This is a genomic window from Pedococcus ginsenosidimutans (assembly GCF_039544395.1).
Classification (GTDB): Bacteria; Actinomycetota; Actinomycetes; order Actinomycetales; family Dermatophilaceae; genus Pedococcus; species Pedococcus ginsenosidimutans.
Genome location: NZ_BAABLO010000004.1, coordinates 569,079 through 588,748, shown reverse-complemented (window position 1 = coordinate 588,748; position 19,670 = coordinate 569,079). Strand labels below are relative to the sequence as shown.

21 protein-coding genes and 2 tRNA genes are annotated in these 19,670 nt (G+C 72.0%); 15 read left to right on the top strand and 8 right to left on the bottom strand.

Annotated features, from left to right (window positions below; all coding sequences use genetic code 11):
• Positions 1-2 precede the first annotated feature (2 nt).
• Complete coding sequence (gene argG, locus ABEA42_RS07555; RefSeq protein WP_345502244.1) at positions 3-1,427, bottom strand: argininosuccinate synthase; 1,425 nt, start codon at positions 1,425-1,427, stop codon at positions 3-5.
• A gap of 113 nt (positions 1,428-1,540) precedes the next feature.
• Entirely contained in the window at positions 1,541-2,422 is an 882-nt protein-coding gene (locus tag ABEA42_RS07550; RefSeq protein WP_345502242.1) for a 3-methyladenine DNA glycosylase, read from the bottom strand.
• Positions 2,423-2,479: 57 nt separating this feature from the next.
• On the opposite strand from ABEA42_RS07550, the gene ABEA42_RS07545 reads away from it, so the two are divergent.
• Positions 2,480-3,484, top strand: coding sequence for an SGNH/GDSL hydrolase family protein (locus ABEA42_RS07545; protein WP_345502240.1), 1,005 nt, complete (start codon positions 2,480-2,482; stop codon positions 3,482-3,484).
• 7 nt (positions 3,485-3,491) lie between these two features.
• Here the strand turns inward: ABEA42_RS07545 and ABEA42_RS07540 are convergent, their stop codons facing one another.
• Positions 3,492-3,668, bottom strand: a complete 177-nt coding sequence (locus tag ABEA42_RS07540; protein ID WP_345502238.1) for a hypothetical protein — start codon at positions 3,666-3,668, stop codon at positions 3,492-3,494.
• A 95-nt stretch (positions 3,669-3,763) separates the two neighbouring features.
• On the opposite strand from ABEA42_RS07540, the gene ABEA42_RS07535 reads away from it, so the two are divergent.
• Together ABEA42_RS07535 and ABEA42_RS07530 are read left to right on the top strand one after the other, a co-directional pair.
• Positions 3,764-4,717, top strand: coding sequence for a GlxA family transcriptional regulator (locus tag ABEA42_RS07535; RefSeq protein WP_345502236.1), 954 nt, complete (start codon positions 3,764-3,766; stop codon positions 4,715-4,717).
• A gap of 19 nt (positions 4,718-4,736) precedes the next feature.
• Entirely contained in the window at positions 4,737-5,507 is a 771-nt protein-coding gene (locus ABEA42_RS07530) for a fumarylacetoacetate hydrolase family protein (protein ID WP_345502235.1), read from the top strand.
• Between the two features lie 41 nt (positions 5,508-5,548).
• Here ABEA42_RS07530 and ABEA42_RS07525 read toward each other — a convergent pair whose 3' ends face one another.
• Complete coding sequence (locus tag ABEA42_RS07525) at positions 5,549-6,232, bottom strand: DUF2306 domain-containing protein (RefSeq protein WP_345502234.1); 684 nt, start codon at positions 6,230-6,232, stop codon at positions 5,549-5,551.
• Positions 6,233-6,339: 107 nt separating this feature from the next.
• On the opposite strand from ABEA42_RS07525, the gene gltX reads away from it, so the two are divergent.
• The 5 genes from gltX (at position 6,340) to ABEA42_RS07500 (ending at position 8,896) form a co-directional block, all read left to right on the top strand.
• A complete protein-coding gene (gltX, locus tag ABEA42_RS07520; protein ID WP_345502233.1) occupies positions 6,340-7,866 on the top strand; it encodes a glutamate--tRNA ligase in 1,527 nt (508 codons plus the stop codon).
• A complete protein-coding gene (locus tag ABEA42_RS07515) occupies positions 7,863-8,336 on the top strand; it encodes an SRPBCC family protein (protein ID WP_345502232.1) in 474 nt (157 codons plus the stop codon). The genes gltX and ABEA42_RS07515 overlap by 4 nt, the downstream gene beginning before the upstream one ends.
• The gene (locus tag ABEA42_RS07510) at positions 8,336-8,548 is read left to right on the top strand and encodes a hypervirulence associated TUDOR domain-containing protein (protein ID WP_345502231.1); all 213 of its coding nucleotides are present in this window, start codon (positions 8,336-8,338) and stop codon (positions 8,546-8,548) included. The genes ABEA42_RS07515 and ABEA42_RS07510 overlap by 1 nt, the downstream gene beginning before the upstream one ends.
• Positions 8,549-8,643: 95 nt before the next feature.
• A tRNA-Gln gene (locus tag ABEA42_RS07505) sits at positions 8,644-8,715 on the top strand.
• A gap of 108 nt (positions 8,716-8,823) precedes the next feature.
• Positions 8,824-8,896: transfer RNA gene (locus ABEA42_RS07500), tRNA-Glu, on the top strand.
• A 77-nt stretch (positions 8,897-8,973) separates the two neighbouring features.
• On the opposite strand, the gene ABEA42_RS07495 is transcribed toward ABEA42_RS07500, so the two are convergent.
• Complete coding sequence (locus tag ABEA42_RS07495) at positions 8,974-9,576, bottom strand: MerR family transcriptional regulator (protein ID WP_345502230.1); 603 nt, start codon at positions 9,574-9,576, stop codon at positions 8,974-8,976.
• Between the two features lie 89 nt (positions 9,577-9,665).
• On the opposite strand from ABEA42_RS07495, the gene ABEA42_RS07490 reads away from it, so the two are divergent.
• On the top strand, positions 9,666-10,160 hold the full coding sequence (locus ABEA42_RS07490) for a monooxygenase family protein (protein WP_345502228.1): 495 nt from the start codon (positions 9,666-9,668) through the stop codon (positions 10,158-10,160).
• A gap of 99 nt (positions 10,161-10,259) precedes the next feature.
• Here ABEA42_RS07490 and ABEA42_RS07485 read toward each other — a convergent pair whose 3' ends face one another.
• The gene (locus ABEA42_RS07485; protein WP_056883602.1) at positions 10,260-11,003 is read right to left on the bottom strand and encodes an IclR family transcriptional regulator; all 744 of its coding nucleotides are present in this window, start codon (positions 11,001-11,003) and stop codon (positions 10,260-10,262) included.
• 142 nt (positions 11,004-11,145) lie between these two features.
• Between ABEA42_RS07485 and leuC the strand changes: the two genes are divergently transcribed.
• From leuC to murA, 4 genes are all read left to right on the top strand, one after another.
• Positions 11,146-12,591, top strand: coding sequence for a 3-isopropylmalate dehydratase large subunit (gene leuC / locus ABEA42_RS07480; RefSeq protein ID WP_345502227.1), 1,446 nt, complete (start codon positions 11,146-11,148; stop codon positions 12,589-12,591).
• Entirely contained in the window at positions 12,591-13,184 is a 594-nt protein-coding gene (gene leuD, locus ABEA42_RS07475) for a 3-isopropylmalate dehydratase small subunit (protein WP_345502226.1), read from the top strand. The genes leuC and leuD overlap by 1 nt, the downstream gene beginning before the upstream one ends.
• 392 nt (positions 13,185-13,576) lie before the next feature.
• On the top strand, positions 13,577-14,398 hold the full coding sequence (locus tag ABEA42_RS07470; RefSeq protein WP_345502224.1) for an HU family DNA-binding protein: 822 nt from the start codon (positions 13,577-13,579) through the stop codon (positions 14,396-14,398).
• A 73-nt stretch (positions 14,399-14,471) separates the two neighbouring features.
• Entirely contained in the window at positions 14,472-15,788 is a 1,317-nt protein-coding gene (murA, locus tag ABEA42_RS07465; protein ID WP_345502223.1) for a UDP-N-acetylglucosamine 1-carboxyvinyltransferase, read from the top strand.
• A 6-nt stretch (positions 15,789-15,794) separates the two neighbouring features.
• Here murA and cofC read toward each other — a convergent pair whose 3' ends face one another.
• Positions 15,795-16,721: a 2-phospho-L-lactate guanylyltransferase gene (gene cofC / locus ABEA42_RS07460; protein ID WP_345502222.1), complete on the bottom strand. Its 927-nt coding sequence runs from the start codon at positions 16,719-16,721 to the stop codon at positions 15,795-15,797.
• A 105-nt stretch (positions 16,722-16,826) separates the two neighbouring features.
• Between cofC and ABEA42_RS07455 the strand changes: the two genes are divergently transcribed.
• On the top strand, positions 16,827-17,588 hold the full coding sequence (locus ABEA42_RS07455; protein WP_345502221.1) for a lysophospholipid acyltransferase family protein: 762 nt from the start codon (positions 16,827-16,829) through the stop codon (positions 17,586-17,588).
• On the top strand, positions 17,585-18,583 hold the full coding sequence (locus ABEA42_RS07450; RefSeq protein ID WP_345502220.1) for an NAD(P)H-dependent glycerol-3-phosphate dehydrogenase: 999 nt from the start codon (positions 17,585-17,587) through the stop codon (positions 18,581-18,583). Before ABEA42_RS07455 ends, ABEA42_RS07450 begins: the two co-directional genes overlap by 4 nt.
• A 3-nt stretch (positions 18,584-18,586) precedes the next feature.
• Here the strand turns inward: ABEA42_RS07450 and ABEA42_RS07445 are convergent, their stop codons facing one another.
• The gene (locus ABEA42_RS07445; protein WP_345502218.1) at positions 18,587-19,660 is read right to left on the bottom strand and encodes a trans-sulfuration enzyme family protein; all 1,074 of its coding nucleotides are present in this window, start codon (positions 19,658-19,660) and stop codon (positions 18,587-18,589) included.
• Positions 19,661-19,670 lie beyond the last annotated feature (10 nt).

Sequence of the window (19,670 nt, the reverse complement as noted above, 5' to 3'; positions counted from 1 at the left end):
GGTCAGTCGGTGCCCGACTCGATCGCCGCGCGGTCGAGCGCCTCGTCGTCGCCCTCGGACTTCACGAACGGGTTGGACGAGATCGCCTTGGCACCACCGGGCTCGAGGTCACCGACGAGCGCATGGTGGCGCGCGACCAGCTGACCCTGCGCGGCATACAGCTCGAGCTTGGCGCGGGAGTCGGCGATGTCGAGGTTGCGCATGGTGAGCTGGCCGATGCGGTCGACCGGCCCGAACGCGGCGTCCTCGGTGCGCTCCATCGACAGCTTTTCCGGGTGGTAGCTGAACGCCGGGCCCGTGGTGTCGAGGATGGAGTAGTCGTCGCCGCGGCGCAGCCGCACGGTGACCTCACCGGTGACGGCCGAGGCGACCCAGCGCTGCAGCGACTCGCGCAGCATCAGCGACTGCGGGTCGAGCCAACGGCCTTCGTAGAGCAGTCGCCCGAGGCGGCGACCCTCCGCGTGGTAGTTGGCGATGGTGTCCTCGTTGTGGATCGCGTTGAGCAGCCGCTCGTAGGTGAGGTGCAGCAGCGCCAGGCCGGGTGCCTCGTAGATGCCGCGGCTCTTGGCCTCGATGATGCGGTTCTCGATCTGGTCGGACATGCCGAGCCCGTGCCGGCCACCGACCTTGTTGGCCTCGTCGACCAAAGCCACCGCGTCGCCGCCGAAGTCGTTGCCGTTGATGGCGACCGGGCGACCCTGCTCGAAGCGGACGGTGACGTCCTCGGACGCGATCGACACCGACTCGTCCCAGAACCGCACGCCCATGATGGGCTCGACGATCTCCATCGACTCGTTGAGGAACTCCAGCGTCTTCGCCTCGTGGGTCGCGCCCCAGATGTTGGCGTCGGTGGAGTAGGCCTTGGCGGCGCTGGCCCGGTAGGGGAGGTCGCGGGCGGTGAGCCACTCCGACATCTCCTGGCGCCCGCCGAGCTCGTGGACGAAGTCGGCGTCGAGCCACGGCTTGTAGATGCGCAGCGACGGGTTGGCCAGCAGCCCGTAGCGGTAGAAGCGCTCGATGTCGTTGCCCTTGAAGGTGGATCCGTCGCCCCAGATGTCGACGCCGTCCTCCTTCATGGCGCGCACCAGCAGGGTGCCGGTCACGGCCCGGCCCAGCGGCGTGGTGTTGAAGTAGGTGCGGCCACCGCTGCGGATGTGGAAGGCGCCGCAGGCGACGGCGGACAGCCCTTCCTCGACCAGCGCGCTGCGGCAGTCCACGAGGCGCGCGAGCTCGGCGCCGTACTGGCCGGCGCGGCTGGGCACCGTGTCGATCTCGGGCTCGTCGTACTGCCCGAGGTCTGCGGTGTAGGTGCAGGGGACCGCACCCTTCTCCCGCATCCAGGCGACGGCGACCGAGGTGTCCAGACCGCCTGAGAAGGCGATCCCGACACGCTCACCAACGGGTAGGGACGTCAGAACTTTGGACACGGCGACCAGACTAGGGCCCCGGCCGCCGACGTCACGAAACGGACCACCCTGCGGGCGCCGGGGTCAGGTAGGCGTGTGGCGTCAGGCAGGCCCGGGGTCAAGCGGGCGCCGCGTCAGGCGGGCGCGGGGGTGCGCAGGGCGTCGATGGCATGGACGAGCCGGTCGCGCAGCGCCTGCCCGCGCTCAGCGAACCCGCGCTGCGCCGCGGCGTACTCCGCCCGTCCCGCCGGCGTCTCGATGCGCACGGGCTCGTAGCCGAGGGCCGAGAGGTCGTACGGCGAGGCGCGCATGTCGAGCTCGCGGATCGCGCGGGCGTGGTCGAAGCAGTCCAGGACGAGGTCACCGGGGACCGCGGGTGCCAGCTTCATCGCCCACTTGTAGAGGTCCATGCCGGCGTGCAGGCAGCCCGGCTGCTCGAGGGCGACCTGGGTCTCCCGCGTCGGCTGCAGGAGGTTGAGCGAGCGCGCCGGCGGGGTGTAGAAGCGGAAGGCGTCGAAGTGGGTGCACCTGATCTGCATGCCCTCGACGAGGGCGTCGGTGCCCCCCGCGCCCAGCCGAAGCGGCCACTCACGGTGGCGCACCTCCTCGGCGGTCTGGCGGTAGACCATCGCCCACTCGTGCAGCCCGAAGCAGCCGAGCTGGGCGGGGCGGGCGGCGGTCGCCGTGAGGAGCCCGCGGACGAAGTCCACGGTCGCGCCTCGGGAGGCGAGGTACCCGGCGACGTCCAGCTCCACGTCATGGCCCACCCCGCGGTAGTGCCGCCACCCCGCCCGGGGGAGACCGGCGGCGTCCTCGAGGACCACCCCGGGTCCGGGGTGCCAGCGCCGCAGGAGGGCGGGCCGGAACGGGTAGTACGTGAAGAGGAAGTCCTCGACGGGGTGGGCGACCCGGTCACTGCGCCGGGCACGGTGGGCCTCGGTGGCGGCGTCGGCACGCTGCTCGTGGGAGACCTCGAGCTCGCGCCACTGCTCGCGCGTCAACACCGTGGGCTCCATCACCGCAAGGGTATCCCGGCTGCGCGGGCTCCCAGCCGGGCGTGGCACCGTGGCTCCATGAGCAGACGCAGCCTCGCCGCCGCGATCACCGCCGTGGTGCTGCTCCTCGGGGCGGGAACGGTCCTGGGGTTCGCCTCGGGGGCGTTCAGCGACGTCCTCGGCGGCGGCACGACGGCGACGTCCACGTCGTCCCCCACCCGCACCGGACCCACCGCCGCCACGACCTCGCCGGCGCCGTCCGGCACCCCGACCGCGACGCGGGACCCGGCCACGCCGGGAGGCACGGCCATCACCACGCCCGCGTCGGCACCGCCCGGGACCGGCTACTACGTCGCCCTCGGCGACTCACTCGCCGCGGGCTTCCAGAACGGCGTCGACCACCGCGCCGAGGGCTACGTAGGAGCGGTCCGCAAGGCGGTCGAGGCCCGCGCCGGCACCACCGAGCTGGTCAACCTCGCCTGCTCGGGCGAGACGACGACCTCGATGCTCGACGGCGGCGGCTGCACCTACGACCGCGGGAGCCAGCTCGCCGAGGCGGAGCAGTTCCTGCGCGACCACGCAGCCGACGTGCGCCTCGTGACGCTGGACATCGGCGGCAACGACGTCGCGCGCTGCGGCTTCGCGGGCCTCGAGCCGTCCTGCACGAAACCCGCCCTCGCGACCCTGGCGAAGAACCTGCCGCAGATCACCAGCCGCCTGCGCGCGGCCGCCCCGCACGTGCAGGTCGTGGTCCTCAACTACTACGACCCGTTCCTCGTCCTCGACCTGCTCGGCGGCTCGGGCACGTCGGGTCCCGGGCAGCAGTCGGTCGTCGAGCTGACGAAGCTCAACGCGGCCATCGCCGGGAGCGCCCGGGCGGCCGGCGCGAGGGTGGCCGACGTCGCGGGCGCCTTCGACACCACGGTCACGACCCCGGTGGTCGTGAAGGGCATCGGCACCCTGCCGACCAACCTCGCCCGCATCGTGACGTGGACGTGGATGGCCCCGCCGCGCTTCGACTTCCACGCCAACGACGCGGGGTACGCGGTGATGGCGCGTGCCGTCGAGCGCCAGCTGCGCTGAGCGCGGCTCAGCGACGTGCGTCGACGTCGTGCAGGACGCGGTCGACGTCGTGGTCGAGGTCGCTGAAGGCGATGGTGGAGTCCGCGCCGTGGGGTGCGCGGGGGAGCGCCCAGGTGCGGCGGTGGTGCCGCTCGAGGGCGGCGACGACGGTGGTGACGAAGGCCAGGAGCAGGATGATGGTCATGTCAGTAATCATGCGCTCGGCAAGATCCGGCCACGAGTGGCAGAACTGACGCTTAGGGCCACCTTTCTGCCACTTGGCGTGGCATCATGGGCGGTATGGCGCTCACGACGGTCGCAGCCCTGGCCACCAACCCCATGGCCATGTTCGAGATGTCGGTGGCGTGCGAGGTCTTCGGCCTCGACCGCACCGACGACGGGGTCCCCCCGTTCACCTTCATCACCTGTGGCGAGGCTGCGGGGGAGCCGGTCGCGACGACCAGCGGTGGGCAGTTCGTGCCGAGCCACGCCTGGGCCGACGCCGTCGACGCCGACCTCGTGGTCATCCCCGCCGGGGGAGTCCGCGACGAGTACCCCGAGGCCCTGCTCGAGACGATCCGTGAGGCGCACCGACGAGGCGCCACCATCCTGTCCATCTGCACCGGCGCGTTCGTCCTGGGGGAGACCGGCCTGCTCGACGGGCTCAGCGCGGTGACGCACTGGCGCTACGCGGAGGAGTTCGCCCGCCGCTTCCCCCGCACCCGGGTCTCCATGGACGTCCTCTACATCGACGAGGGGTCGATCATCACCGGCGCCGGCACTGCCGCAGGCATCGACGCCTGCCTGCACCTCGTGCGCCGCGAGCTCGGCTCCGCGGTCGCGACCCGGATCGCGCGCCGCATGGTCGTCCCTCCGCAGCGCGACGGGGGCCAGCGCCAGTACGTCGAGTCGCCGCTGCCCGAGACCAGCTGCGAGAGCATCCAGCCGGTGCTCAACCACATCACCGAGAACCTCGACGAGCCGCACACCGTGCCCGACCTGGCCCGGCTGGCCATGATGTCGGAGCGCACCTTCGCCCGGCGGTTCGTGGCCGAGACGGGCACCACCCCGCACCGGTGGATCGTGCAGCAGCGGGTACTGCGGGCCCGCGAGCTCCTCGAGCAGACCGACCTCCCGGTCGACTCGGTGGCCACCCACAGCGGGTTCGGCTCGGCGGCCCTGTTGCGCACGCACTTCCAGTCGGTCGTGGGCACCTCGCCGCAGCGCTACCGCCGCGAGTTCTCCGCGCGCTGAGCCGGTTAGTCTCGGGAGCATGCGCATCGCGAGATTCACGACGGGTGAGGACCCGGTCTTCGGACTGGTCGACGGGGCAGGGGAGAAGATCGCCGAGATCACCGGCGACCCGCTCTACACGAAGATCGAGCTGACCGGGGCGACGCACCTCGTCGAGGACGTGCGGCTGCTGGCGCCGGTCATCCCGCGCAGCAAGGTGATCGGCATCGGGAAGAACTACGTCGACCACGCCAAGGAGATGGGTGGCGAGGCGCCGGCCGAGCCCCTCATGTTCCTCATCCCCAACACCGCCGTCGTGGGCCCGGGCGAGCCCGTGGTCATCCCCGACCTCACCGACGAGGTGCACTACGAGGGCGAGCTCGCCGTGGTCATCGGGCGGATCTGCAAGGACATCGAGCCCGACGAGGTCGCCAAGGTCGTCTTCGGCTACACCTGCGCCGACGACGTGACGGCGCGTGACCTCCAGCGCGGCGACGGCCAGTGGGCCCGCGCCAAGGGCATGGACACGTTCTGCCCCCTGGGTCCGTGGATCGAGACCGACCTCGACCCCTCACGCCTCGCGCTGCGCACCCGCCGCGACGGCGAGCTCGTGCAGGACGGCACCACCGCCGACATGGTCCACGACGTAGCCACGCTGGTCTCCCACGCGTCGAAGGCGTTCACGCTCCTGCCCGGCGACGTCATCCTCACGGGGACGCCGGCCGGGGTCGGTCCCGTCGAGGCGGGCCAGCGGGTCGAGGTCGAGATCGAGGGCATCGGCACCCTGTCCAACCCGTTCGTCCGCCGCTGACCGAGCAGGTACGGTGCGGGGCCGGCTCCGCGCCGTACCTCCTAGCCGTCGAGGTCGGGCGTGCGGCGCAGCCACCACTCGGCGAACACCACGTGCATCGACAGCCCCAGCCAGAAGGCGACGCCGAAGGTGGCGCGCAGGGGCATGGTCGCGTCGCCCATCCCGAGCAGCCCGATCTGGATGCCGGTGAAGATGCCGACCCAGATGCGGATCGTGGCCACCCCGAGCCCCACGGCGAACGCCCGGACCATCCACCGCCGGTGCTGGGCCACCCGGCCGTCCCGGATCGCACGGAACGCGAGCAGCAGCGTCACGACGAACCAGGACCCGAACACCACCGTGGCCGACGTCTCGGCGCCGCGCCCCCACGCGAAGACGACGCCGAGGACGACGGACAGCACGCCCGACACCAGGGCGCACCCGAGCAGCACGCGTCCGAGCCGCCGGTGCAGTGCGTAGTGCCGGCTCCTGAACGTGCGCGAGAGCTGGAACGGGGCACCGAGCAGGTAGACCATGCCCGGCACGATGTGTCCGTAGGCCAGCCACGGGTGCGCCACGTACTTCTCGGCGAGGTCGTCGTCCGGCACGGTGCCCGCCACGACGTGCGGGACGTCGGTGACGAGCCGGCGCATGAAGAACACCACGATGATCGCCACCAGCACGCCGATGGCGACCGCCACCGGCCGCGGCCGTGCCCTGCGCCCCTGCTGCGCCACCCCCGTCACGCTGGCAGTCTGAGCCGGTTCGCCCCGGAAAGCCACCCCCTTCCCGGCTGGCGGCAGCCACCACCGGCGAGCCCCGCGCGGGGCGGCTCCCTAGAATCGGGTCCACCATGAGTGAGCACACCCCCACCGCCCCACGCCTCCGCGTCGCCCCGTCCCCGACCGGCGACCCCCACGTCGGCACCGCCTACATGTCCCTGTTCAACCTGGCGTTCGCGCGCCAGCAGGGCGGCAGGTTCGTGCTGCGCATCGAGGACACCGACCGGGCCCGCTTCCGCGAGGACAGCGAGCAGCAGGTGTTCGACACCCTGCACTGGCTGGGCCTGCAGTGGGACGAGGGGCCGGACGTCGGCGGCGACTACGCGCCGTACCGGCAGTCCGAGCGGCTCGACACCTACCGCCCCTACGTGGAGCGGCTGCTCGCCGAGGGCAAGGCCTACCACTGCTGGTGCTCCACGGAGCGCCTCGCCACCATGCGCGAGATCCAGCAGAAGTCCAAGCAGCCCACTGGCTACGACCGCCTCTGCCACGGCAAGACGCGCGAGGAGCGGGCGCAGCTGCCGGGGTTCTCCGAGACGCCCGTGGTGCGCATGCTCGTCCCCGAGGACGTGGAGCTGCAGTTCGAGGACCTCATCCGCGGCCGGGTCTCGGCGCCGCGCCCCGACGACCAGGTGATCCTCAAGGCCGACGGCTTCCCGACCTACCACCTCGCGGTCGTCGTCGACGACCACGAGATGGGCATCACCCACGTCGTGCGCGGCGAGGAGTGGATCTCCAGCACCCCCAAGCACATCCTGCTCTACCGCTGGCTCGGCCTGGAGCCCCCGAAGTGGGCGCACATGCCCCTGCTGCGCAACACCGACAAGTCGAAGATCTCCAAGCGCAAGAACCCCGCGGCCCGGCTCACGTGGTTCCGCGAGGAGGGCTACCTGCCCGAGGCGCTCGTGAACTTCCTTGCCCTGCTTGCCTATCCGCCGAAGGAGGGGGAGAGCGGCGAGGACGTGGAGGTCTTCACCTTCGAGGAGTTCTCGGCGGACTTCGACTGGCGCAAGGTCAACCCCGTCGGCCCCATCTTCGACCTCAAGAAGCTCGAGTGGCTCAACGGCGTGCACATCCGCCAGTTGCCGGTGGAGGAGCTCGCGTCGCGCCTGCTGCCCTACCTCGAGCGGGCCGGTGTCCTGCCGGCCGAGCCGAGCCTCGGCCAGCTCGCCAGGCTGGCCAAGGTGACCGAGCTCATCCAGACACGGATGGCGCTGCTCACCGAGGCTGCTGCCCTCGTGGGGCCCTTCTACGTCGGCGACGACGAGGTCGGGGTGGCCGACGACGCCCGGGCGCAGCTCAAGGACGACGCCGGCGCCGTCCTGGCGGCGGCGGTCGAGGCGCTCTCCGGGGTCGACGACTCGCGCGGTGGCGTCCTCGGTGACGAGAGCGGCTGGAACGCCCCTGCCATCGAGGCGGCGCTGCGGTCGGCGATCGTCGAGGGCATGGGCATCAAGCCGAAGTTCGCCTTCGGCCCGCTGCGCACCGCCGTGTCCGGGCAGCGCATCAGCCCGCCGCTGTTCGAGTCCATGCAGATCCTCGGCAAGACGTCGACCCTGGCGCGGCTGACGCGTCTGCGCGACGAGCTGGCCGCATGAGCCACGTCGTCTCGTCCTCCATCGACGTCGCCGCGCCCGCCGACGTCGTCTTCGGCATCCTGGCCGACCCGCGCCAGCACGCCCGCATCGACGGCTCCGGCTCGGTACGCGACACCGTGTCCGGGCCCGAGCGGCTCGAGCGCGGCGCGACCTTCGGCGTCGACATGAAGCTGGGTGGCGTTCCGTACCGGATCAGCAACCGCGTGGTGGAGTTCGAGGAGGGGCGCCGCATCGCGTGGCGCCACTTCGGCGGCCACCGCTGGCGCTACGAGCTCGAGCCGGTCGCCGGGGGAGGCACCCGCGTGACGGAGTCCTTCGACTACTCGATGTACGCCGCCCCGCAGCGGCTGCTCGTCGAGGCGCTCGGCTTCCCCTCGCGCAACCGTCGCGGGATCGAGCAGACCCTGCGTACCCTGAAGGCCGTCGCCGAGGCGGATGCCCGCGAGGGCCGGGACCAGGGAGGGGCCTGATGGCTCTGCGCAAGGGGAGCAGCGTCTCCTGGAAGTGGGGCCAGGGCGTGGCCGAGGGCACGGTCGTCGAGGTCCACCACGACACCGTGACCAGGACCGTCAAGGGTTCGCAGATCACCCGCAAGGGCAGTGACGACGACCCCGCCTACGTCATCGAGCAGGAGGACGGGACGACCGTCCTCAAGCTCCGCAGCGAGCTGAGGGAGTCGTAGCGAGGAGCCGATTTGGGCAGGCTCCGGGCGACCGGTAGTATCGCTTCTCGGTTCACCCCCTGAAGGCCTTCGGGCGCGCTGGGCGTGATACCCCTTGGGGTATGGTGTAATTGGCAACACTACGGTTTCTGGTACCGTCATTCTAGGTTCGAGTCCTGGTACCCCAGCTCTGGCGCAAGTCCCTTGGGACACACGCCGATTCGGAGAAATCCCGCACCATTCGGTAAGGTTCTCTCCGCTGCCCGGAGCCGCAAGGCGACAGGCGAACCAGCTAGGGCCCCGTTGTGTAGCGGCCTAGCACGCCGCCCTCTCAAGGCGGTAGCGCGGGTTCGAATCCCGTCGGGGCTACATCGTGAGAAGGCCCCCGCCCACCAGGGCGGGGGCCTTCTTCGTCGTGCTGTGCCAGGAGCCCGCCGAGCGCCCGGTCAGCCGCGCCCGGCGCTGACGGCCTCCTGGGCGAGGCGGCGCAGCGCCACCAGCACGGGGTCGACCATGACGGTGCCGACCACCACGGTGTGCATCGCGGCAGCGGGGTCGCCGGCCGCCAGCGCCGCGTCGAGGTCGACCGACGCCACGTCTGCCATCGCCTCGGCGTAGCGGCGCAGCGTCTCCGGTGGCAGGGGGATGCCCGCGTCACGGGCAGCCGTGACCGCCGCGCTCAGGGCGCGGACGGCCGGGGCCCGGTCCCACACCGGCCAGCCGAGGTCGGCCACGAGGGCTGCGACCTCCTCGCTGACCGGCCCCTGGTCGCCCGGGGTCGGCAGCGCACAGTGGGCTACGCCCAGGAGCTCGTGGCGCGACGGCGGGGGAGCGGCCAGCGCCGAGAGGATCGAGTGCACCCCGGAGATGCCCACGCCACCGTGCTCGACGAGCGCGCGCACGAGGCGTACGCGCTCGACGTGCTCCTCGCCGTACTCCGCGCGGGTCCGGCTCGTGGCCACGCCCGGCATGAGCAGCCCCTCGCGCAGGTAGTACTTCAGCGTGTGGACGGGCACGCCGGTCGTCTCGGCCAGCTCGGAGATGCGCATCGGTGCCTCCTGGGTCTTGACATCGGATAGTGCCACTGCCCAATATGGCAGAACTGCGATGGGCAGTGTCACTATCCAAGGAGAACGTCATGGTCGAGCGCGTCACCCACGCCTACGAGGGCCCCCTCGCCGTCTTCCTCATCGGCCTGCGGGTCCACAAGCCGTGGAGGGTCGGCGTCGTCGGCTCCGCGGTGCGCGCGATGCCGAAGATGATCGTGGAGCTCGAGCGCAACAAGGCGGCTGCCGCCCGCGGGGAGGCCGAGTCCCTGGGCTACCTCGGGAGCCGTTCGACCGTGCACGGCCTCGGGACCACGATGATCCAGTGGTGGCGCAGCGTCGACGACATCTACGCCTACGCCAACGCCACCCCGCTCGAGCACCGTCCGGCCTGGCTCGCCTTCTACCGCGCGGCGCGCACCGACCCGTCGGCCGTCACCATCTGGCATGAGACGTATGCCGTGTCGGCGGCCGAGAGCGTCTACGCCGGTCCCGCACCGTTCGGCCTCGCGGCCATCTCGGGGACGGTCCCCGTCGGTCGCCGCGGCGAGACTGCCCATGAGCGGATCGCCGCGCCCGGGCGTTGAGCGAGCCCCTCTCGACCTATTGCCCGGAAGCCACCGCCGGAGCCTCGAACGAGGCTCCAGCGGTGGCTTCCGGGCAATGAGTGGGGACGGGGGAGGCGGTCAGGCGTGGTTCTGCTGCTGCTGCTGGGCGTGGTGGCGGGCGAGCACCTCGGTCAGCTTGTTGGCGCCGGCGATCACGGTGGCGGCGTGCAGGCGCCCGGGCTGGCGGGAGAGGCGCTCGATGGGGCCGGAGATGGACACCGCGGCGACCACCCGTCCGGACGGGCCGCGCACGGGCGCGGACACCGAGGCGACCCCGGCCTCGCGCTCCCCGACGCTCTGGGCCCAGCCGCGGCGGCGGACGCCCGAGAGCGTCGTGGCCGTGAACTTGGCCCCGTGCAGCCCGCGGTGGAGCCGGTCCGGTTCCTCCCAGGCGAGCAGGACCTGCGCCGCCGAGCCGGCGAGCATCGACAACGTCGCGCCGATCGGGATGGAGTCGCGCAGGCCGACGGGCCGCTCGGCGGCCGAGACGCAGATGCGGTGGTCGCCCTGGCGGCGGAAGAGCTGCGCGCTCTCGTTGGTGTGGTCGCGCAGGGCTCCGAGGACCGGACCTGCGGCGGCGAGCAGGCGGTCCTCGCCGGCGGCCGCGGCGAGCTCGGCCAGGCGCGGCCCGAGCACGAAGCGGCCCTGCAGGTCGCGCGTGACCAGCCGGTGGTGCTCGAGGGCGACGGCCAGCCGGTGGGCCGTGGGGCGGGCGAGGCCGGTGGCGGTCACCAGCTGCGCAAGGGTCGACGGCCCGGCCTCGAGGGCGCCCAGGACGATGGCCGCCTTGTCGAGAACGCCGACTCCACTCGTGTTGTCCATGGGATGATATTGCCGTCTCATTCGATGAGACGCAAATCCGTGGGCGTGTCGTGCGTGCAAACCTCGGAGAACCGCGCGGCGTGGCGCACCGACAGACACGCGCGCGTGCAGGACGCAGGACGCGACGGAGGAGTGGGAACACGTGTCAGGAACTTTGGCCGAGAAGGTGTGGGACGCCCACGTGGTGCGGCGCGCGGAGGGCGAGCCGGACCTGCTCTACATCGACCTCCACCTCGTCCACGAGGTGACCTCGCCCCAGGCGTTCGACGGCCTGCGGCTCGCGGGTCGCCCGGTGCGCCGGCCCGACCTGACGCTGGCCACCGAGGACCACAACGTCCCCACGACCCCCGGGCCGATCACCGACCTCGTCAGCAGGACCCAGGTCGAGACGCTGCGCCGCAACTGCGAGGAGTTCGGCGTCCGGCTCTTCCCGATGGGTGACGCGGAGCAGGGCATCGTGCACGTGGTCGGACCGCAGCGCGGGCTCACCCAGCCGGGGATGACGATCGTCTGCGGCGACAGCCACACCTCGACCCACGGGGCCTTCGGTGCGCTGGCCTTCGGCATCGGCACCTCCGAGGTCGAGCACGTCCTGGCCACCCAGACGCTGCCGCTCAAGCCGTTCCGCACCATGGCCATCAACGTGGAGGGTCGGCTGCAGCCGGGTGTCACCGCCAAGGACATCGTCCTCGCTGTGATCGCGCAGATCGGCACCGGTGGGGGACAGGGCTACGTCCTGGAGTTCCGCGGGAGCGCCATCCGCGAGCTCTCCATGGAGGCCCGCATGACGGTGTGCAACATGTCGATCGAGGCGGGGGCGCGCGCCGGGATGATCGCCCCGGACCAGACGACCTTCGACTACCTGCAGGGCCGCGACCACGCCCCGGTCGGTGCCGACTGGGACGCCGCGGTGGCCGAGTGGTCGCAGCTGCGCAGCGACGACGACGCGGTCTTCGACGCCGAGGTGCACCTGGACGCCGACACCCTGACCCCGTTCGTCACCTGGGGGACCAACCCGGGCCAGGGCCTGCCCTTGAGCGCCGCGGTCCCCGACCCCGAGACGATGGGCGACGACAACGAGAAGGCCGCTGCACGCCACGCCCTCGAGTACATGGGCCTCACCGCCGGCACGCCCCTCCGCGAGATCAGGGTCGACACCGTCTTCGTGGGCTCCTGCACCAACGGCCGCATCGAGGACCTGCGTGCCGCCGCCGAGGTGGTCAAGGGCCGCCGGGTCGCCGACGGCGTCCGCATGCTCGTCGTACCCGGCTCGGCCCGCGTACGGGTCCAGGCGGAGGAGGAGGGGCTGGACCAGGTGTTCACCGCGGCCGGTGCCGAGTGGCGCCTGCCCGGGTGCTCCATGTGCCTCGGCATGAACCCCGACCAGCTCGCGCCGGGGGAGCGCAGCGCCTCCACCTCCAACCGCAACTTCGAGGGCCGCCAGGGCAAGGGTGGGCGCACCCACCTGGTCAGCCCGCTGGTCGCGGCCGCCACCGCCGTGCGCGGCACCCTGTCCAGCCCGGCCGACCTGGTGGAGGCCGGTGCCGTCGCCGGTGCCGCAGGAGCCTCGAGCGAGGAGAGCAAGTGATGGACGCGTTCACCACCCACACCGGTATCGGCGTCCCGCTGCGCCGCAGCAACGTCGACACCGACCAGATCATCCCGGCGGTCTACCTCAAGCGGGTCACCCGCACCGGCTTCGAGGACGGCCTGTTCGCGGCCTGGCGCCGCGACGAGACCTTCATCCTCAACAACCCCGCGTACTCCGCGGGCTCGGTCCTCGTGGCCGGCCCCGACTTCGGGACCGGCTCGTCGCGCGAGCACGCCGTCTGGGCCCTGATGAACTACGGCTTCCGCGTCGTGCTGTCCTCCCGGTTCGCCGACATCTTCCGGGGCAACAGCGGCAAGCAGGGACTCCTCACCGCCCAGCTGGCCCAGGACGACATCGAGCTGATCTGGAAGTACCTCGAGAACGACCCGGGGGCGTCCGTCACCGTCGACCTCGTCTCCCGGACGGTGACCGCCGGCGACATCGTGGCGCCGTTCGAGGTCGACGACTACACGCGCTGGCGCCTCCTCGAGGGGCTGGACGACATCAGCCTGACGCTGCGGCACGAGCAGGACGTGACCGACTTCGAGGCCCGTCGTCCCTCCTGGAAGCCGTCGACCAGCGTCGTCTGACACACGGCGCGCCGACACGACGTCGAAAACCTTTGGCGGACCGGCGGGTTCGCGGTGAAAGGGCCCGAGCACACCGTGCTCGGGCCCTTTCACGTCCCGGTTCGACCCCTGGCGTGCCGACCTGTTCGCTGAGAACCGTTGCGCTACAACGCCTCTGGTGAGGGCGTCTTCATTCTCGCTCATCGTCCACGGACGGCAAGGACGCCCTCGGAAGGCCCCATCGCGGTGCTCACGAGGCCCTGAATCCGTTGCGACACAATGGATAAGCCGGTCCGGATGGTGGACTGGGCCCCCGTTGCGCCCTAACGTCAGATCCACGTCGGGCACTGGCTCGGCCGCCCACCTCGTCGGACCGAGTCGTCTGACACCACCAACCCTGTGGAGGGGAAGCCGTGAACAAGGCAGAACTGATCAAGGAGCTCGAGTCGCGACTCGGCAGCCGCAAGGCCGCCAGCGAGGCGCTGACCGCCGTCGTCGACGTGGTCATCCGTGAGGTCGCCAAGGGCGGCAGCGTGGCCATCACCGGCTTCGGCACCTTCGAGCAGGCCGCTCGGGCCGCCCGTACCGGTCGCAACCCCCGCACGGGTGCCGCGGTGAAGATCAAGAAGACCGTGGTCCCGAAGTTCCGCGCCGGGTCGGCGTTCAAGGAGGTCGTGAAGAACCCCCGCTCGCTGCCCAAGGCCGCTGTCGCCGGGGCCCGTGCCTCTGCGGGCACGGCCAAGACGGCTGCTGCGAAGACGGCCACGGCCAAGAAGGCGACCGCCACCAAGGCGGCCCCGGCGAAGAAGGCGGCACCCGCCAAGAAGGCGACGGCCACCAAGGCCGCGACCAAGGCCACCACCGCGAAGGCCACGACCGCCAAGAAGGCGACCGCGACCAAGGCGGCGACCAAGGCCACGACCGCCAAGGCCACGACCGCCAAGAAGGCGACCGCGACCAAGGCCACCACCGCGAAGGCGACCACGCGGAAGGCGACCGCCACCAAGGTGGCCCCGGCCAAGAAGACCGCTCCCGCCAAGAAGGCCACGGCGACCAAGGCCGCGACCAAGGCCACCACCGCCAAGGCCACCACGCGCAAGGCGACCGCCACCAAGGCGACCGCCACCAAGGCGGCCCCGGCCAAGAAGGCGGCCCCCGCCAAGAAGGCCACGGCCACCACGAAGGCGGCCCCGGCCAAGAAGACGGCGACCAAGCGCACCGCCAAGCGCGCCTGAGCCCCAGGGCTCTCCAGAGGCCGGCACCCCCCTCGGGGTGTCGGCCTCTTCGGCTCTTTGGGATGCTTGCGCCATGGCAGACATCCTCACCGTGAATGGTGGCTCACCGCTGGTCGGAGACCTCGAGGTCCGTGGGGCCAAGAACCTGGTCTCGAAGGCGATGGTGGCCGCCCTGCTGGCAGAGGGTCCCTGTCGCCTGCGCAACGTCCCGGAGATCTCCGACGTCAAGATCGTCTCGGGCCTGCTCGAGCTCCACGGCGTCAAGATCGATTCCACGGACCGTGACGGTGAGCTGCTGCTCGACCCCACCAACGTCGAGCAGGCGCACGTCGCCGACATCGACGCCCATGCCGGGTCCTCGCGCGTGCCCGTGCTCCTCTGCGGCCCCCTGCTCCACCGCCTGGGCGAGGCGTTCATCCCCGACCTCGGGGGGTGCCGCATCGGCGAGCGGCCGATCAACTACCACCTCGACGTCCTGCGCCAGTTCGGCGCCGACGTGCAGAAGCGCCCCGAGGGCCTGCGCCTCACCGCGCCGGACGGCCTCAAGGGCACCCGTATCCAGCTCCCGTACCCCAGCGTGGGAGCCACCGAGCAGGTCCTCCTCACGGCGGTCCGCGCCCAGGGTGTGACCGAGCTGCGCAACGCGGCCGTCGAGCCGGAGATCCTCGACCTCATCGCCGTGCTGCAGAAGATGGGCGCGATCATCAGCGTCGAGACCGACCGGGTCATCAAGATCGAGGGTGTGGACCGCCTCGGTGGCTACGACCACCGGGCCATCCCCGACCGCATCGAGGCAGGCTCCTGGGCCTGCGCCGCGCTCGCCACCCGGGGCGACGTCTACGTCCGGGGCGCCCAGCAGCTGGCGATGATGCCGTTCCTCAACGTGTTCCGGAAGATCGGCGGTGACTTCGACGTCGACGACGAGGGCATCCGCTTCTGGCACGCCGGGGGCACCCTCAACTCCCTCGTGCTCGAGACCGACGTCCACCCGGGCTTCATGACCGACTGGCAGCAGCCGCTCGTCGTCGCCTTGACCCAGACGACCGGCCTGTCGATCGTCCACGAGACCGTCTACGAGAACCGGCTGGGGTTCACCGAGGCGCTGGGGGAGATGGGCGCCGTCGTCCAGCTCTACCGCGAGTGCCTCGGCGGCTCGCCGTGCCGGTTCGGGCGCGCGAACTTCCGGCACAGCGCCGTGATCTCGGGCCCCACGCCCTTGCGCGGCGCGGAGATCACCGTCCCCGACCTGCGCGGCGGCTTCAGCTACCTCATCGCGGCCCTGGCCGCGGAGGGGCAGTCCAAGGTGCACGGCATCGAGCTCATCTACCGCGGCTACGAGCGGTTCTCGGAGAAGCTCGACGCGCTCGGCGCCGACTACCAGGTGGGCTGACGCGCCTCAGCCGATGGGCTGGTCGTCGCCGATGCCGACGATCCAGAGCCGCTCGACGACGCGGTCGTCGGGGCCGAGGTCAAGGCTCAGCCGCTGTCCCGCACGCAGGTGGCGCAGCGCGCTGGCACCGAACACCTCACCGGTGAACGGCACCTCACGGCCGTCGTCGAGCAGCACCGAGCCTGCCCCGGAGTGCTCGTCGAAGGTGTGAACGCTGCCCTGCATGTCCGGCAGCGTAGCCCGCACGGTGCCGGACCCGTTGCCCGTCGACGTCCGGACATCCCCGTGGGCGGCGGACGCCAGCGCCTGACGGGTCGCGGGTCCGAGGCCGAGCCGCGCGGCAGTGGCGAGGTCGACGTCCTCGTCGACGTCGGTGCGCAGGCGGGGCAGGTCGAGCTCGAGCCTGGTGTGGCCGACCTGCTCGTGGGCACGGGCCGAACCCGGCCCGAACGCCGGGGCGAGACCCTCGGCGTCGTGGGCCGTGAGCAGGACCGTCCCCTCACCCGACGCGTCGGGCACGACCGACCGCGGATGTCCCGCGGCAGCACCGAGGGCGGCGAGCAGGTCGGGGGCCCGCAGCGCGGGCAGGTCGCCGAGCAGGGCCGCCACCGGCGCACCGGGTGAGCTCGTGAGGACATGGTCCCGTCCGGCCTCGACCGCGGCGTTCAGCCCGCGGGCGGGGTCGGCGACCACCGTCGTACCCAGCGCGGCCGCGGCCGCGACCACCCGCGGGTCCGACGTCACGACGACGACGCGGGCCGGCGGCACGGCGTCGCAGCAGGCCGCGAGGCAGTCGGTGGCGAGGGCCAGGGCCAGGTCCTCGCGGGCCACGCCGGCAGGCGGGTGCAGGCGCGACTTGGCGGCCGTGCCGCCCTTGACGGGCACCACGACGTACCAGGGGAGACCGGTCGGGGCAGGGCTCGCAGAGGACATCGACCCGATCGTCGCAGTGGTGGCGCGGTCGCTCGACACCGACCCCCGCACGCGCGAGGATGCACACTCGACCCGACGCCCCCGACCTGACCACGGAGACCCCACGTGACCGCCAGCGGCACACGCGCCCTGCCCTTCGCCTACCGCTTCGCGGTGGCGATCGTGCGACCCCTGATGCTGTTGCTGACCAGGCGGACGTGGCGCGGTACCGAGCACCTCCCGGCCTCGGGCGGGTTCGTGGTCTGCCCCAACCACCTCTCCTACGTCGACCCCTTCACCTTCGCCCACTTCCTCTACGACAACGGTCACCCTCCCTACTTCCTCGGCAAGGAGGGGGTCTTCCGGATCCCCGTCGTGGGAGCGATCCTGCGGGGAGCCGAGCAGATCCCGGTCTACCGCAACACCGGTCGCGCAGCGGACGCGTTCCGTGCCGCGGTGGCCGCGGTCGAGGAGGGCAAGTGCGTCGGCGTCTACCCCGAGGGCACGCTGACCCGCGACCCCGAGCTGTGGCCCATGGTCGGCAAGACCGGCGCGGCCCGCATCGCCCTGACGACGCGGTGCCCCGTCATCCCCGTCGCGCAGTGGGGCCCGCAGGACATGCTCCCTCCGTACTCCAAGCGGCTGCACCTCTTCCCGCGCACCCGGGTGCAGATGAGCGCCGGACCGCCGGTGGACCTGAGCGATCTCTACGACCAGCCGATGACCGGGACCCTGCTGCGCCAGGCGACCGACCGGATCGTCGACGCCATCACGCTGGAGCTGGAGACCATCCGGGGGGAGAAGGCGCCGCCGGAGCGGTTCGACTCCCGCAAGCACGGCCTGCCCGAGACCGGCAACTTCCACCGGCGCAAGGGCGGAGGCCAGTGACCAGGGCCGCGGTGTTCGGCACCGGCAGCTGGGGCACCGCGTACGCCGCCGTGCTCGCCGACGGCGGCACCCCCGTGACGATGTGGGGCCGGCGCCAGGCGATGGTCGACCAGATCAACGCCGGCAGCAACGAGGACTACCTGCCCGGGATCGCCCTGCCGCCGGGGATCCGTGCGACGGCCGACCCCGCCGAGGCTGCGGCCGGGGCGGACATCGTCGTCCTCGCAGTGCCCTCGCAGACCCTGCGCGCCAACCTGGCCGACTGGGCCCACGTGCTGCCCCGCGACGCCGCGGTCGTCTCCCTGATGAAGGGCGTCGAGCTCGGCACGACCAAGCGGATGAGCGAGGTCATCGCCGAGGCGGGCGGCGTCGAGCCCGGCCGCATCGTCGTGGTGTCCGGACCCAACCTGGCCAAGGAGATCGCCCAGAAGCAGCCGGCCGCGAGCGTCGTGGGCTGCATCGACGAGCGCGTCGCCGAGATGGTGGCCGAGGCGTCGAACCCGCCCTACTTCCGTCCCTACACCTCGAGCGACGTGATCGGCGTCGAGCTCGGGGGAGCGGTCAAGAACGTCATCGCCCTCGCCGTCGGGATGGCCGAGGGCCTCGGGATGGGCGACAACTCCAAGGCGTCGATCATCACGCGCGGCCTGGCCGAGACCTCGCGCCTGGGCATGAAGCTCGGGGCCGACCCGGTGACGTTCTCCGGACTGGCCGGGGTGGGCGACCTCATCGCCACCTGCATGTCGCCCCTGTCGCGCAACCGCACGTTCGGCGTCAACCTCGGCAAGGGGATGAGCGTCGAGGAGGTCGTCGCGGTGACCCGTCAGACGGCCGAGGGCGTGAAGTCCTGCGAGTCGATCCTCCAGCTCGCCCACGACCACGGTGTGTCGGTGCCGATCATCGAGCAGGTGGCCGCAGTCGTGCACGACGGTCGCAGCCCGCAGGAGGTCGTCGGGGCGCTGATGCTCCGGGCGCTGAAGAACGAGGCGGAGTAGGCCTCAGCCCCGCAGGGCTCGGTCGAGGTCGCGCCAGAGGTCCTCGACGTCCTCGATGCCGACCGACAGCCGCAGCAGGTTGTCCGGCACGGTCGGGGGCTCGGCCGGGTGCCGGCGACGCCGCTCGATCTGCGACTCCACGCCGCCGAGGCTGGTCGCGTGCGTCCACAGCTCCGTCGCGGCGGCGACGCGCTCCGCACCCTCGGCCCCACCGGGTACCTCCACCGCGATGACCGCCCCGAACCCCGGGTAGCGAGCGGTCTCCACGCCGGGGTGGCCCTCGAGGCGCGCGGCGAGCTCTCGGGCGTTCGTCGTGGCGCGCTCGAGGCGCACGTGGAGGGTCCGCAGGCCGCGCAGGGCCAGCCAGGTCTCCATCGGTCCGGCGATGGCGCCGCCGAGCAGGCGGGCCGTCGACAGGCGCGCGTGCAGCTCGCGGCCGGCCTCGGTGGCCGCGGTGACCAAGGCCCCGAGGATGACGTCCGAGTGGCCGGAGAGGTACTTGGTCACGGAGTGCAGGACGACGTCGACCCCGTCCTCCAAGGGACGCTGCACCAGGGGGGTCGCGAAGGTGTTGTCGCACACCGTGAGCGCGCCCACCTCGCGGGCCATGGCGGCGAGCGCGCGCAGGTCGGACACCTCGAGCATCGGGTTGGTGGGCGACTCCAGCCACAGCATGGCCGCCCCTTCGAGCGCCGCCCGCACCGCTGCCTGGTCGGTGGGGTCGACGCGGCGCACCACGGCAGCCCCGGTGCCGGCGAGCTGGTCGAGCAGGGCGGTGGTGCCGTTGTAGGCGTGGTGGGGCACGACGACGGCGCCACCGTGGGGGAGCAGCGAGACCGCCCCCGAGACCGCGGCCATGCCCGAGGCGAACACGAGCGCCTCACCTCCCTCGAGCGAACCGAGGGCCTCCTCGAACGCCGTCCACGTCGGGTTGCCGCCGCGCGCGTAGTTGACCGGGCCGTCGGCGATGTAGGTCGACGAGAGCTCGAGGGGCGCGTTGACACCGGCGCCGGGTACGCGGGGCTGGCGGCCGAGGGCGACGACGCGGGACGCGGGGGAGAGGTGCTCGTGGGTCACCCGGCCAGCG